The sequence below is a fragment of the Microbacterium sp. NPDC080005 genome, assembly GCF_040702445.1.
GTDB lineage: Bacteria > Actinomycetota > Actinomycetes > Actinomycetales > Microbacteriaceae > Microbacterium > Microbacterium oleivorans_D.
The window spans coordinates 701,858-715,296 of the sequence record NZ_JBFBLD010000002.1; the positions used below are offsets into that span (position 1 = coordinate 701,858).

General features: G+C 67.1%; 13 protein-coding genes. 6 read left to right on the top strand and 7 right to left on the bottom strand.

Going from position 1 to position 13,439, the window contains the following annotated elements; all coding sequences use genetic code 11:
• Positions 1-8: 8 nt before the first annotated feature.
• From AB0259_RS10200 to dnaA, 7 genes are all read right to left on the bottom strand, one after another.
• Positions 9-416 carry a DUF3566 domain-containing protein gene (locus tag AB0259_RS10200; RefSeq protein ID WP_251577367.1) on the bottom strand — a complete coding sequence of 136 codons (408 nt, stop codon included), beginning with the start codon at positions 414-416 and terminating at the stop codon, positions 9-11.
• Entirely contained in the window at positions 413-2,971 is a 2,559-nt protein-coding gene (gene gyrA / locus AB0259_RS10205) for a DNA gyrase subunit A (protein WP_366221889.1), read from the bottom strand. The genes AB0259_RS10200 and gyrA overlap by 4 nt, the downstream gene beginning before the upstream one ends.
• Positions 2,972-3,022: 51 nt before the next feature.
• Positions 3,023-5,065 carry a DNA topoisomerase (ATP-hydrolyzing) subunit B gene (gene gyrB / locus AB0259_RS10210; protein ID WP_251577363.1) on the bottom strand — a complete coding sequence of 681 codons (2,043 nt, stop codon included), beginning with the start codon at positions 5,063-5,065 and terminating at the stop codon, positions 3,023-3,025.
• A gap of 123 nt (positions 5,066-5,188) precedes the next feature.
• Positions 5,189-5,683 carry a DciA family protein gene (locus AB0259_RS10215; RefSeq protein ID WP_251577361.1) on the bottom strand — a complete coding sequence of 165 codons (495 nt, stop codon included), beginning with the start codon at positions 5,681-5,683 and terminating at the stop codon, positions 5,189-5,191.
• Positions 5,670-6,836 carry a DNA replication/repair protein RecF gene (gene recF, locus AB0259_RS10220; protein ID WP_251577358.1) on the bottom strand — a complete coding sequence of 389 codons (1,167 nt, stop codon included), beginning with the start codon at positions 6,834-6,836 and terminating at the stop codon, positions 5,670-5,672. Before recF ends, AB0259_RS10215 begins: the two co-directional genes overlap by 14 nt.
• 53 nt (positions 6,837-6,889) lie before the next feature.
• A complete protein-coding gene (gene dnaN / locus AB0259_RS10225) occupies positions 6,890-8,032 on the bottom strand; it encodes a DNA polymerase III subunit beta (protein WP_251577356.1) in 1,143 nt (380 codons plus the stop codon).
• A 429-nt stretch (positions 8,033-8,461) separates the two neighbouring features.
• Positions 8,462-9,886: a chromosomal replication initiator protein DnaA gene (gene dnaA, locus AB0259_RS10230; RefSeq protein ID WP_251577354.1), complete on the bottom strand. Its 1,425-nt coding sequence runs from the start codon at positions 9,884-9,886 to the stop codon at positions 8,462-8,464.
• Positions 9,887-10,190: 304 nt separating this feature from the next.
• Between dnaA and rpmH the strand changes: the two genes are divergently transcribed.
• The 6 genes from rpmH to rsmG are packed head-to-tail and all read left to right on the top strand — an operon-like array spanning position 10,191 to position 13,292.
• Entirely contained in the window at positions 10,191-10,328 is a 138-nt protein-coding gene (rpmH, locus tag AB0259_RS10235) for a 50S ribosomal protein L34 (protein ID WP_022879826.1), read from the top strand.
• A 9-nt stretch (positions 10,329-10,337) separates the two neighbouring features.
• Positions 10,338-10,676 (top strand): ribonuclease P protein component, encoded by a 339-nt coding sequence (gene rnpA / locus AB0259_RS10240; RefSeq protein ID WP_366221885.1) that lies wholly within the window; start codon positions 10,338-10,340, stop codon positions 10,674-10,676.
• Positions 10,677-10,717: 41 nt separating this feature from the next.
• Complete coding sequence (yidD, locus tag AB0259_RS10245; protein ID WP_251578959.1) at positions 10,718-11,029, top strand: membrane protein insertion efficiency factor YidD; 312 nt, start codon at positions 10,718-10,720, stop codon at positions 11,027-11,029.
• Positions 11,030-11,035: 6 nt separating this feature from the next.
• On the top strand, positions 11,036-12,130 hold the full coding sequence (yidC, locus tag AB0259_RS10250) for a membrane protein insertase YidC (RefSeq protein WP_251578956.1): 1,095 nt from the start codon (positions 11,036-11,038) through the stop codon (positions 12,128-12,130).
• Positions 12,131-12,151: 21 nt separating this feature from the next.
• A complete protein-coding gene (locus AB0259_RS10255) occupies positions 12,152-12,655 on the top strand; it encodes a R3H domain-containing nucleic acid-binding protein (protein ID WP_251577350.1) in 504 nt (167 codons plus the stop codon).
• On the top strand, positions 12,648-13,292 hold the full coding sequence (rsmG, locus tag AB0259_RS10260; RefSeq protein WP_366221882.1) for a 16S rRNA (guanine(527)-N(7))-methyltransferase RsmG: 645 nt from the start codon (positions 12,648-12,650) through the stop codon (positions 13,290-13,292). Before AB0259_RS10255 ends, rsmG begins: the two co-directional genes overlap by 8 nt.
• The last annotated feature ends 147 nt before the right edge of the window (positions 13,293-13,439 follow it).

A 13,439-nucleotide genomic window follows, 5' to 3' on the forward strand; every position in this document is an offset into this window, starting at 1 on the left:
CATCCGACTCAGTTCGAGGTGAAGCCGACGAGCAGGCCGCCGGTGACCTTGACCATGAGGTTGTAGATCCCCGCGAGGACCGCACCCAGCACCGTGACGACGATGAGGTTCAGGATCGCGACGACCGCGGCGAACGCCATCACCTGCGGCAGGTTCAGGATCGACGCGAGCGTGAACGTGTTCTCACCGTTCACCGCGCCGAGCAGAGCATCGACCTGACCGACGAGACCCGTCGAGCTGATCACGAGGTAGACGAGCAGCGTCGAGATGACGGTGACGATCGCGAGGGCGACGGCCGCCAGGAACGACAGCTTCACGGCCGACCAGAAGTCGACGTAGACGAGACGGAGGCGGACCTGCTTCGCGGTCGTCCGGCTCGAGGACTTCTTGGCCAGCTTGTCGGCTACGGAGCTCATGCGTCACTCTCTTCGGTGGTCTCGGGAGTCGCAGCGGCCTCATCGGCCTCCGCACTCTCAGCCAGTCCACGCTCGCCGTTTCGGGCGATCGCGAGGATCCGGTCGTCGTCGTCGGGGCGAGCGAAGACGACACCCATCGTGTCGCGACCCTTCGCAGGCACCTCAGCAACGGCCGAGCGTACCACCTTGCCGCTGGCAAGAACCACGAGGACCTCGTCGTCGGAGCTGACGATCAAGCCGCCGGCGAGCTCGCCGCGGTCGTCGTGCAGCTTGGCGACCTTGATGCCGAGACCGCCACGGCCCTGCACCCGGTACTGGTCCACCGAGGTGCGCTTGGCGTACCCACCCTGGGTGACGACGAACACGTACCCCTCGTCCCGGACGACGGATGCCGAGAGCAAGCTGTCTCCCTCACGGAAGGACATGCCCTTCACACCCTCGGTCGACCGGCCCATGGGACGCAGGGACTCGTCGTTCGCCGTGAAGCGCAGCGACATCCCGAGGCGAGACACGAGCAGGAGGTCATCGGTCGAGTCGACCAGCATCGCGCTGACGAGCTCGTCGCCGTCCTCCTCGTCCTGACCGCGCAGGCGGATCGCGATGATGCCGCCCTGCCGGTTCGTGTCGTACTCCGAGAGCGCGGTCTTCTTGATCTTGCCGTCACGGGTGGCGAGCACGAGGTACTCCGCCGCCGCGTAGTCGCGGATGTCGAGGATCTGCGCCACGTCCTCGCCCGGCTGCAGCGCGAGCAGGTTCGCGACGTGCTGCCCCTTCGCATCGCGTCCGCCCTCGGGGAGCTCGTAGCCCTTGGCGCGGTAGACGCGGCCCTTCGTCGTGAAGAACAGCAGCCAGTGGTGCGTCGTCGAGACGAAGAAGTGCTCGACGATGTCATCGGCGCGCAGCTGCGCGCCCTTCACACCCTTGCCGCCGCGGTGCTGCGAGCGGTAGTTGTCACTGCGGGTGCGCTTGACGTAGCCGTTGCGGGTGACGGTGACGACGATCTCCTCTTCGGGGATCAGGTCCTCCATCGACATGTCGCCGTCGTACCCGTGCAGGATGTGGGTGCGGCGCTCGTCGCCGAACTTCGCGACGATCTCGCTGAGCTCCTCGGCGATGATCGTGCTCTGCCGATCACGCGACGCGAGGATGTCGTTCAGGTCGGCGATCTTGATCTCGAGCTCTGCGGCCTCGTCGATGATCTTCTGGCGCTCCAAGGCGGCGAGGCGACGCAGCTGCATCGTGAGAATCGCATCGGCCTGGTCGGTATCGATGTCGAGGAGTGTCTTCAGACCCTCGCGCGCCTCGTCGACGGTGGGGGAGCGGCGGATGAGCGCGATGACCTCGTCGAGCGCATCGAGCGCCTTGAGGTAGCCGCGCAGGATGTGCATGCGCTTCTCGGCCTCGCGCAGGCGGTAGCGCGTGCGACGGACGATCACCTCGAACTGGTGCGCCAGCCAGTAGCTGATGAACCCGTCGAGGGGGAGGGTGCGCGGCACCCCGTCGACGATCGCGAGCATGTTCGCGCCGAAGTTCTCCTGCAGCTGGGTGTGCTTGTACAGGTTGTTGAGGACGACCTTCGCGACGGCATCCCGCTTGAGGACGATCACCAGTCGCTGACCCGTGCGGTCACTGGTCTCGTCGCGGATGTCGGCGATGCCGCTGAGCTTGCCCTCCCGAGCGAGCGCCGTGATCTTCGCCGCGACGTTGTCGGGGTTCACCTGGTACGGCAGTTCCGTGATCACCAGGCACGTACGGTTCTGGATCTCCTCGACGTTCACGACCGCGCGCATCGTGATCGAGCCGCGGCCGGTGCGGTAGGCCTCGCGGATCCCCTTCGTGCCGAGGATCTGCGCACCGGTGGGGAAGTCGGGGCCGGGGATGCGCTCGATCAGCGCGTCGAGGAGCTCCTCACGGGTCGCATCCGGGTGCTCCAGTGCCCACAGCACACCGTTCGCGACCTCGCGCAGGTTGTGCGGCGGGATGTTGGTGGCCATGCCGACGGCGATGCCGACGGATCCGTTGACCAGGAGGTTCGGGAACCGCGAGGGGAGCACGACCGGCTCGCGCGTGCGGCCGTCGTAGTTGTCCTCGAAGTCGACGGTCTCCTCGTCGATGTCGCGCACCATCTCGAGCGCGAGCTGAGCCATCTTGGTCTCGGTGTACCGCGGGGCCGCGGCGCCCATGTTGCCGGGGGAGCCGAAGTTGCCCTGGCCGTCGGCGAGCGGGTAGCGCAGCGACCACGGCTGGACGAGGCGGACGAGGGCGTCGTAGATCGCGCTGTCACCGTGCGGGTGGTACTGACCCATCACCTCGCCGACGACGCGCGCGCACTTGGAGTAGCTCTTGTCGGGACGGTACCCGCCGTCGTACATGCCGTAGATGACACGGCGGTGCACGGGCTTGAGGCCGTCTTCGACGCGCGGCAGCGCACGACCCACGATGACGCTCATCGCGTAGTCGAGGTAGCTCCGCTGCATCTCGACCTGGAGGTCGACCTGGTCGATGTTGCCGTGGTTGTATCCGGCGTTCGGGTCGGGACGCTCTTCGTCAGCCATGTTCTCTCAGTTCGTTCGTCGTCGGAGTGCCGGGGCGGGATGCGGGCGGACTCAGATGTCCAGGAACCGCACGTCCTTGGCGTTGCGCTGGATGAACCCGCGCCGCGCCTCGACGTCCTCGCCCATGAGCACCGAGAAGATCTCGTCGGCCGCGGCCGCATCGTCGATGGTCACCTGACGCAGCGTGCGCGTCTCGGGGTCCATCGTCGTCTCCCACAGTTCCTTCGGGTTCATCTCACCGAGACCCTTGTAGCGCTGCACGCCGTTGTCCTTCGGGATGCGGCGGCCGGCCGCGACGCCCTCGCGCAGCAGCGCGTCGCGCTCGGCGTCGCTGTAGACGTACTCATGCGGAGCGTTCGACCACTTCAGGCGGTACAGCGGCGGCTGCGCGAGGTACACGTACCCGGCCTCGACGAGTCCGCGCATGTAACGGAACAGCAGGGTGAGCAGCAGCGTCGTGATGTGCTGGCCGTCGACGTCGGCATCTGCCATCAGGACGATCTTGTGATACCTGGCCTTCTCGACGTCGAAGTCGGGCCCGATCCCGGCACCGAAGGCCTGGATCATCGCCTGGATCTCGGCGTTGCCGAGCGCGCGGTCGAGCCGGGCCTTCTCGACGTTGAGGATCTTGCCGCGCAGCGACAGGATCGCCTGCCGCTCGGGGTCGCGTCCCGACACGGCGGACCCACCGGCGGAGTCGCCCTCGACGAGGAAGATCTCGCTGATCGAGGGGTCCTTGCTCGTGCAGTCCTTGAGCTTCTCGGGCATGGATGCCGACTCGAACACGCTCTTGCGACGTGCGGTCTCGCGCGCCTTGCGCGCCGCCATCCGCGCGGTCGCCGCCTCGACGGCCTTCGTGATGACGAGCTTCGCCTGCTGCGGGTTGCGGTCGAGCCAGTCGGTGAGCTGGTCGCCGACGACCTTCTGGACGAAGGCCTTCGCCTCGGTGTTGCCGAGCTTGGTCTTGGTCTGACCCTCGAACTGGGGCTCCGACAGCTTGACGGAGATGACCGCGGTGAGGCCCTCGCGGATGTCCTCGCCCGCCAGGTTGACGTCCTTCTCCTTCAGCATCCCCTTCTCGCGGGCGTACCGGTTGATCTGGGTCGTCATCGCCGCGCGGAAGCCCTCTTCGTGGGTCCCGCCCTCGTGCGTGTTGATCGTGTTGGCGAAGGTGAAGACGTTCTCGGTGTACGTCGTCGTCCACTGCATCGCCAGCTCGAGCGAGATGTGTCGGACGGTGTCCTCGGCCTCGATCTCGATGATCTCGTCGTTGACGACGTCGGCCTTGCGCACCTTGTTCAGGTACTCGACGTAGTCGACGAGGCCGCGCTCGTACAGGAAGTCGTCGTGCCGCTGGACGGTGTCCGACCCGCCCTCGGGGAGGTCGACGACGTCGACTGCGTCCGCGCGCTCGTCGGTGAGCGTGATGCGCAGCCCCTTGTTGAGGAACGCCGTCTGCTGGAAGCGGGTGCGCAGCGTGTTGTAGTCGAAGTCGGTCGTCTCGAAGATCGATCCGTCCGGCCAGAACGTGATGGTCGTGCCGGTCGTCCCGCTCTCCTCCCCCTTCACGAGGGGACCCTCGGGCTTGCCGCCGCCGGAGAACGTCTGGCGCCAGATGAATCCCTGGCGCGCGATCTCGACCTCGAACCGCGTGGACAGCGCGTTCACGACGGACGAGCCGACGCCGTGCAGACCACCCGAGACGGCGTAACCGCCGCCACCGAACTTGCCGCCCGCGTGCAGGACGGTGAGCACGACCTCGACCGTCGACTTGGTGGGGTCGGAGGAGTGCGGATCGACGGGGATGCCGCGACCGTTGTCGACGACGCGCAGACCGCCGTCGGCGAGGATCGTGATCTGGATCGTGTCGCAGTAGCCGGCGAGGGCCTCGTCGACGGAGTTGTCGACGATCTCGTAGACCAGGTGATGCAGGCCGCGCTCACCGGTCGAGCCGATGTACATGCCGGGGCGCTTGCGGACGGCCTCCAGGCCCTCGAGGACCTGGATCTCGTCGGCCCCGTACTCCGCGGGGATCCGGGGTGCGGCGGGTGGGTCGAGATCCTCGGGAGTGTTGTCGGGGGTATCTGACGTCATCGGTTTCGCGCGCTCCACATCCATCGTCTGGGCTTCTTCCCAGTCTAGTGCCTCGCACCGCTTGTGCGCCGCTGAACGCCGCTGTGGCGGCCCGAAACGTTTCCGAAGGGTCCGGGACGTCGGTCAGCCGTAGGTATCGCGCGGACCCCGCCCTGGAACGGCTCTGGGGCCCCATTTCCAGGAGGGGACGTCGGGTCCCACGAATCGAACCGACTCGACACCGGCCTCCGGGAAGCGTCGAATGAGCTCGGTGACGATCGTCGCGCGCATGAGGTGGAGGTTCTTCGCCCACGCCGTCGAATCGCACTGCACGGTGAGGACGCCGTCGCTGAGGGCGACCGGATCGGCGTGACGAGCCGTCTCCTCGCCGGCGACCTCGGCCCACTGGAGGACCAGGTCCTCTTTCGCGAGCTGGGCGTCCCACCCCGACGAGCGGGTGAGGTCCGCGAGCAGGTCGCCGACCCCCTTGGGATCGCGACCCGGGGTGAAGGGCTGGTTCTCGTCGTCGTCGTTCCGCCGCTTGCGGCGGCGCTTCTTCGCGGCCGACGGCTCGAGACCGCGCAGTCGCAGGTAGGTCGCGACCGTCTCGGGGATGCCGGCGGGATCAGACATCGGCATCCGTCACGATCGTCCCCGCCTCGACACGGACGGTGCGGACCCGCAGCGACGCGGGGACGTCGCCCTCGACCGCCGCGGTCACGATGACCTGCTCGAAGTCCGCGACGACGCCGGCCAACCGCGCACGTCGGTCGGCGTCGAGCTCGGCGAAGACGTCGTCGAGGATGACGATCGGGTCGCCGAGGCGCAGCTGATCGCGCAGGAGCTGTGCCGAGGACAGCCGCAGCGACAGCGCCGTCGACCAGGACTCGCCGTGCGAGGCGTACCCCTTCACCGGGAGCCCGCGCAGTCGCAGGAGCAGGTCGTCGCGGTGCGGTCCCACGAGGGTGACGCCGCGCTCGAGTTCCTGACCCCGCTTGGCGGCCAGTCCCGCGCGGAAGGATGCCGCGACAGCATCGGCGCCGATCGCGGAACCGGTCTGCGACACCGGTGCGGCGTCGTCCTCGGGGTCGGCGCCCTCGACGGTGAGCACCCACTCGAGCTGCGGATCGTGGTCGGCGCCGGCGATCGCCTCGTACGCGTCGCGCATCGGCTGGGCGAGATCCTCGGCCAGCCGCAGGCGGGCGAGGATGATCTCGGTCCCGAGCGAGATGAGCTTGTCGTCCCACACGTCGAGGGTGGTGAGCTGATCGGCTTTGAGCCCTCGGGCCCGGGCGGACTTGAGAAGCGCGGTGCGCTGCTTAAGCACGCGGTCGTAGTCGGCGAGAACACCGGTCATGCGCGGCGCGCGCTGGACCAGGAGCTGATCGGCGAACCGACGACGCGCGGAGGGGTCGCCACGGACGATCTGCAGATCCTCGGGGGCGAACAACACGACCTGCGCGTATCGGGGGAGTTCGGACGTGCGGACAGGGGCCCCGTTGACCCGTGCCTTGTTCGATCCCGAACGATTCAGCTGCGCCTCGAGCTGGATGCGGCGGTCGCCGTACCCCAGGCGTGCCCGGACGAACGCGGCATCCGCCCCGTACCGCACCATCGGCGCGTCCTGCGAGACCCGGTGCGATCCGAGCGTCGCGAAGTAGCCGATCGCCTCGGCGAGATTGGTCTTGCCCTGGCCGTTGCGGCCGACGAAGACGTTCGGACCGGCCGCCAGACTCACGTCGGCCGCCGCGTAATTGCGGAAGTCGACGAGACTCAGGTGCTCCACGATCACCAGATCACCCTCCCTCGAGGCACCGACACGCCTCGATGTGGACGGACGCCGGGTCAGCGCAGCAGGAGGTTCGGCTGCAGCAGGTACTTGAAGCTCTCGGGGGTGCCCGAGGTCTGCGGCGTGATGAGGACCGGACTCAGCTTGTTCGCGTTCTCGCTCGAGGTGAACGTGATGCGGGTGAACTCGCTCTTCACGGCGCCGAGCGCCTCGAGCAGGTACTGCGGGTTCAGACCCAGGGTCACCTCGTCGCCGGCGAGCGTCGCGTCGACCGATTCGGTGGCGCGGGCCTGCTCGGTGCCGGCGGCATCCATCGACACACCCTCGTCCGAGAACGTGAACCGCAGCGGGGCGGACCGGTCGAGCACGAGCGAGACACGACGGACGGCCTCGCCGAGCTCGGCCGTGTTGACGACGGCGTAGTGCTCGGTCTGTGCAGGGAACAGCCGGCGGACCGGGGGGAAGTTCCCCTTGATGAGAAGAGAGGTGACGGTCTTGTTGCCCGCCGTGAACGCGATGATCTCGCGGTCGCCGGAACCGGAGAACGAGATCTGGATGTCGCCGGAGTGCGCGAAGGTCTTGCCGACCTCGGTGAGCGTGCGCGCCGGGACGAGCGCGGTCGTCGCCTCCTCGCGAGCGACGGCGCCGCTGTCGAAGTTGATCTCGCGCAGCGCGACGCGGTAGCGGTCGGTCGCCACGAGGCTGAGCTCGTTGCCGGTGACCTCGAGCTGGACACCGGTGAGCACGGGGGTGACGTCGTCGCGGGATGCCGCGAACGCGACCTGCGCGATCGCGGTCGAGAAGTCGTCGCCGGGGACGAGACCCGAGTCGCCCGAGACCTCCGGGATCGCCGGGTACTCCGCGACGGGCATCGCCGCGAGGGTGAACCGCGCGGAGCCGCACGTCAGGAGGATCTCACCGTCGGCATCCTGCGTGATCTGGATCGGCGCGTTCGGCAGTCGGCTCGCGATCTCGGACAGGAGTCGTCCGTGGACGAGGATCGTGCCCGGCTCGTCGACCGTCGCCTCGATGCGGGTGCGAGCGGATGCCTCGTAGTCGAACGCGGCCAGCGAGAGACCGTCGTCACCGGCCTCGATGAGGACACCGGCGAGGATCGGCTGCGGGTTCCGCTGCGGGAGCAGTTTTACGACGAACGACACGGCTTCGCTGAATACATCGCGGTTGACGTGGAACTTCACTGATGCTCCCTTGACGGCGAGATGGGCCCTCTCATGCTAGTGCCCACGACAGGACGCTCCGGAAGCCGTCCTTCGGAGCTGCTCGCGGCCCGACCGCACCGGTGGGTGTGATCGAACCGGGCTTCCAATAGAGAGAGATCTGTCTTCTTGTTAACAGCTGTGGAAACTGTGGATAAGTCGGTGGATGCCAGTCGTCGAGCCGGAACCACATCCGTGTAACTTGTGCACTGACTGCGGAAACACGCGTGAGTCGCGCCGGCGCCGCACGATTCTCTTCAGCCGTTCATCCACAGGCTGTCGCCGTTCGTTCACATTCGAGGGCCCGCGACGCACAGTTATCCACAGGCTTTCCACACTGTGGGAAACGGCATTTTGGTGGTCGCGCGGCACACGTGTCAAGTGCGGCCGCACAACCGGGCGTGTGGGCCGTCAGCGAGCAGATCGACCCAGCTGCGACGTGATCTCGGACACCTGGTTGTAGATCGAGCGACGCTCCTTCATGAGTTCGCTGATCTTCTTGTACGCGTACATGACGGTCGTGTGGTCGCGGTTGCCGAAGAGCTGCCCGATCTTCGGCAGGGACAAGCTGGTGCGCTCGCGGCACAGGTACATCGCGATCTGGCGGGCGGTGGCGACGGACTGCGAACGGCTGGACCCGTAGAGGTCGTCGACCGTGAGGCGGAAGTACTGCGCCGTCGCCGAGATGATGTCGGTCGGCGAGATGACGTTCGCGTCATCCTGATCGACGATGTCCCGGAGAACCGTCTGTGCGAGCGAGATGTCGAGGTTCGACCGGTTGAGGCTCGCAAACGCCGATACTCGGATGAGGGCGCCCTCGAGTTCACGGATGTTGCTCGACACCTTGGTCGCGATGTACTCGAGCACGTCGTCCGGCACCTGGAGACGTTCGGACTGCGCCTTCTTGCGGAGGATCGCGATGCGCGTCTCGAGGTCGGGGGCCTGCACGTCGGTGATGAGGCCCCACTCGAAGCGGCTCCGCATCCGGTCTTCGAAACCGGTGAGGTGACGCGGCGGCACATCGCTGGTGATCACGACCTGCTTGTCGTGGTCGTGCAGCTGGTTGAAGGTGTGGAAGAACGCCTCCTGCGTCTCGGCCCGGCCCTGCAGGAACTGGATGTCGTCGATGAGGAGGATGTCGACGTCCCGGTACCGCGCCTGGAACGCCGAAGCGCGGTTGTTGACGATCGAGTTGATGAAGTCGTTCGTGAACTCCTCGCTCGAGACGTACCGAACCTTGATGCCCGTGTAGAGGTTGATCGCGTAATCGCCGATCGCGTGCAGGAGGTGGGTCTTGCCGAGGCCCGAGTCCCCGTAGATGAAGAGCGGGTTGTACGCCTTGGCCGGAGCCTCGGCGACGGCGACGGCCGCAGCGTGGGCGAACCGGTTGGACTGGCCGATGACGAAGTTGTCGAACGTGTACTTCGGGTTGAGCCGGGTGTCGTTGCGGGATGCCGGCGCCGCCTGCTCGCTGTAATCCTCGGCGTTCGGGCGGGTCGGGGCCGAGGGTGTGGGCGACAGAGCGGACTGCACCGGGACGGGGGCGGTCAGGTGCGCGTCACCGAGCTCGGGGTTGACGACCACGCGGAAGGTGCTCGCGGCCGGCTCGGCGTCGACCTGCGCGAGAGCCTCCATGATCGGCCCGCGCAGACGCTTGTTGAACTGCCCGGCTGTCAGGTCGTTGGGCACATCGAGGTAGAGCGTGCCGCTCATCACTCCCTGCGCGACGGCGAGGTTCACGAAGCCGTGCAGCTGCGGGGTCACCCGGTCGTCGTTCGCCAGCACGTCGAGCACGGCGCTCCAGACGGGGACATCTGGAAGTTCGTGCTCGGACATGACCCTCCCGGGGTGTGGACAGTGGTGTGCACGGTACTGTGCACAACCTGTGGATAAGTGTCCGGATCACGCTAGTCATCGGCGCTCCGCAAGGCAAAACCCACTGTAGAACCGGCCCGCGTGTCGTCGCCAGCAGCCTCCCGGCGTCGGTGGATAATGGCCGGTCGGCGTCCCGGTTTGGGATCTCAGGAATCTCGACGTATCCTAGGTCGGTTGACTTGCGCCTTTTCGACGCGAGTCCCCCATGTACCTGTGTCCCCGGTCTCGAGCGTTCGGGTGACCCCGCCCATCCGGAGTGATCTTCATGAGCAAGCGCACGTTCCAGCCCAACAACCGCCGCCGCGCCAAGAAGCACGGCTTCCGCGCCCGTATGCGCACCCGCGCCGGCCGCGCCATCCTCTCGGCTCGTCGCGCCAAGGGGCGCACCGAGCTCTCGGCCTGACACCACGCGGTGCTGGCGCGCGGGAACCGCATCACCCGCGGGGCGGACTACCGTTCCGTCGTCCGCGGAGGTTCCCGCTGTCCGGCGACACACACCGTGACCCACGTGGTCAGCACGTCTGAACAGCGCCCCCCACGCTTCGGCTTCATCGTGAGCAAGCAGGTGGGGGGCGCTGTCGTGCGCAACACGGTGCGTCGCCGACTGAAGGCGATCTGCGCCGAGGTCCTGCCGGGCGTCCGGCCCGGGGCGGATGTGGTCATCCGCGCGCTGCCGGCCGCGGCATCCGTCGACTTCGCGACGCTTCGCGCCGAGGTCGTCCGCTGCATCGAGCGGAAGGCTGCGGCGTGAGCTCGGCTCCTCTTCCGTCTTACACACGCGGGGACGCGGTGATGGATGCCGGCGCACTGCCGGCGGCGATCGCGCTGCTCCCCCGCAATGCGGCCATTGCGCTGCTGCACGGGTACCGGGCGACGGTCTCCCAGCTGTACGGCGATGTGTGCAAGTACTATCCCTCGTGTTCGGCCTACGCGCTGGGCGCCGTGCAGCAGCACGGGGTCCTCAAAGGGTCGGCACTCGCGGCTGCCCGTCTTGCGAGATGCCACCCCTGGGCCGCGGGCGGCATCGATGACGTCCCCGCTCACACGCACTTCCGGCACGACTTGACTTCGCACGGCTACGTCGTGCCCCGCAGAAAGGATTGATCCTTGGTGGATCTCTTCGCCGCGGCGACCCTCCCGCCGCTTCCGAACCCGACCACACCCGAACCCGGTGATCCTGACTTCTTCAGCATCATCCTGTGGCCGTTCAAGTTCGTCGTCGAGGCGATCCTCGTCTTCTGGCACTGGATCTTCACGTCCATCGGACTTGCACCGGATGCCGGTCTGACCTGGGTTTTGTCCATCATCGGTCTCGTCGTGGTGGTCCGCGCCGCGTTGATCCCGCTGTTCGTGCGCCAGATCAAGAGCCAGCGCAAGATGATGGAGCTCGCGCCGGAGATGCGCAAGATCCAGGAGCGCTACAAGGGCAAGCGCGACCAGCTGTCCCGCGAGGCGATGAGCCGCGAGACGATGGCGATGTACAAGAAGCACGGCACGACACCGCTGTCGAGCTGCCTGCCGCTCCTCGTGCAGATGCCCATCCTCCTCGGCATGTTCTACACACTCAGCGAGGTGAAGCGGCACGCCGAGTGGGGCGTGGGAGGCACCGGCCTGCTGAACGCGACGCTGACACGCGAGTTCTACAACGCCGAGCTGTTCGGCGTCGCACCGCTGCACGTCAACATGATCGACGCGATCAACACGAATCAGACGGCGACCGTCGTCATCCTGGTGATCCTCGTCATCCTCATGATCCTGTCGCAGTTCTTCACGCAGCTGCAGATCATCTCGAAGAACCTCTCCCCCGAGGCCAAGACCGGCCAGGCCTACCAGATGCAGCGGATCATGCTGTACGTCCTGCCGCTGGCCTTCATCTTCTCGGGTGTCTTCTTCCCGCTCGGCGTCGTCATGTACTGGTTCACGTCGAACATCTGGACCATGGTTCAGCAGTTCGTCGTCATCCGTAACCTTCCGACCCCCGGCTCCGAGGCGGCGAAGGCCCGCGAGGAGCGACTGGCGAAGAAGGGCAAGGCGCTGGATGCCAGCGGCAAGGTGATCCCGCTGGCCAAGTACGAGGCCGAGCAGCAGCGCCTGTTCGAAGAGGCGGAGCGCGCGAAGGCGCAGGCTCCCAAGCGCCAGCAGCCGGTGAGCAAGCAGCGCGCGAAGAAGCAGGCTCAGAAGGGCAAGCAGGACGGCACGTCCTGACGAGGACTGAAGGATCGATCGATGACGACCACTGACCAGACCCCCGGTGCCCGCGCGGTGCCCACCGTCGACGAGCTCGAGCAGGAAGGCGACATCGCCGCGGACTTCGTCGAAGGCATCCTCGACATCGCGGACATCGACGGCGACCTGACGCTCGACGTGCGCGCCGGCCGTGCCTACGTCTCCGTCGAGAACGACCAGCCGGAGGCGCTGGCCCTGTTGTCGGACCCCGACACGGTGCAGGCGCTTCAGGAACTGACGCGGATCGCCGTCCAGACCAAGACCGGCCGATTCTCACGCCTCATCCTGGACGTCGGTGGGTCCCGCGACGCGCGACGCACTCAACTGCAGAAGCTCGTCGAGCGCGCGGTGGAGCGCCTCGACGATGGCGCGTCCCAGGCATCTCTGCCTCCGATGTCGAGCTACGAGCGCAAGCTCGTGCACGATATCGCGGCTGAGCACGGCCTGGTCTCGGAGTCGTACGGCGAGGGCGCGGACCGCCACACCGTTCTCCGCCGTGGCTGACGTTTCACGTGAAACATCCGAGCGCGAACCGGGTGCCGCGGCATCCGTCTTCGGTGACCGGATCGACCTGGCGAGGCGCTTCACTCAGTCGCTGATCGCGCAAGGGGAGGAGCGAGGCCTGATCGGCCCACTGGAACTCCCCCGCATCTGGACGCGCCACATCCTGAACAGCGCCGTCGCTGCACCGCTGTTCACTGCAGGATGGCGCGTCGGCGACATCGGATCGGGAGCCGGCCTACCGGGTCTCGTGCTCGCCATCGCGCGTCCCGACGTGCGCTGGGTGCTCATCGAGCCGATGGAACGTCGGATCGCATGGCTCACCGAGCAGAAGGACGAGCTCGGGCTCGACAACGTCGAGATCGTCCGTGCACGCGGCGAGGACTGGTCCGAGGGGGCCGTCCTGGACGCGGTGACCGCTCGGGCCGTGAGCGCGTTCCGGACACTGATCCCGATCACGGCGCCGCTGGTGCGCGATGGCGGCGAGCTCATTCTGCTGAAGGGTGCGAACGCGGCGAACGAGATCGCCGCTGCGGAGAAGGCGATTCGGCGATTCCGACTGTCGGACGTGCGCGTCGAGCCGATCGGTGATGGCGTCGTCGCGGAGCCGACCCGCGTGATTCGGGCCACCGTCCGCTGACATCCCGCCGTGATGTTTCACGTGGAACGTCGCTCCCGGGGACCGGCGACTCCGAGCGTTTCACGTGAAACGTCGCGGTACGGCAGCCGGATCGTTTCACGTGAAACATGGCCCGCGCAACAGGGCGGTCAACAGCCTCGACTACAG

What these genes read in the sequence shown, in the direction of transcription:
- AB0259_RS10215 (WP_251577361.1), bottom strand. Translation starts at nt 5,683, where the DNA reads ATGCCGATGTCTGATCCCGCCGGCATCCCCGAGACGGTCGCGACCTAC.
- rpmH (WP_022879826.1), top strand. Translation starts at nt 10,191, where the DNA reads ATGAGCAAGCGCACGTTCCAGCCCAACAACCGCCGCCGCGCCAAGAAG.
- gyrB (WP_251577363.1), bottom strand. Translation starts at nt 5,065, where the DNA reads ATGACGTCAGATACCCCCGACAACACTCCCGAGGATCTCGACCCACCC.
- yidD (WP_251578959.1), top strand. Translation starts at nt 10,718, where the DNA reads ATGGATGCCGGCGCACTGCCGGCGGCGATCGCGCTGCTCCCCCGCAAT.
- AB0259_RS10200 (WP_251577367.1), bottom strand. Translation starts at nt 416, where the DNA reads ATGAGCTCCGTAGCCGACAAGCTGGCCAAGAAGTCCTCGAGCCGGACG.
- gyrA (WP_366221889.1), bottom strand. Translation starts at nt 2,971, where the DNA reads ATGGCTGACGAAGAGCGTCCCGACCCGAACGCCGGATACAACCACGGC.
- dnaA (WP_251577354.1), bottom strand. Translation starts at nt 9,886, where the DNA reads ATGTCCGAGCACGAACTTCCAGATGTCCCCGTCTGGAGCGCCGTGCTC.
- AB0259_RS10255 (WP_251577350.1), top strand. Translation starts at nt 12,152, where the DNA reads ATGACGACCACTGACCAGACCCCCGGTGCCCGCGCGGTGCCCACCGTC.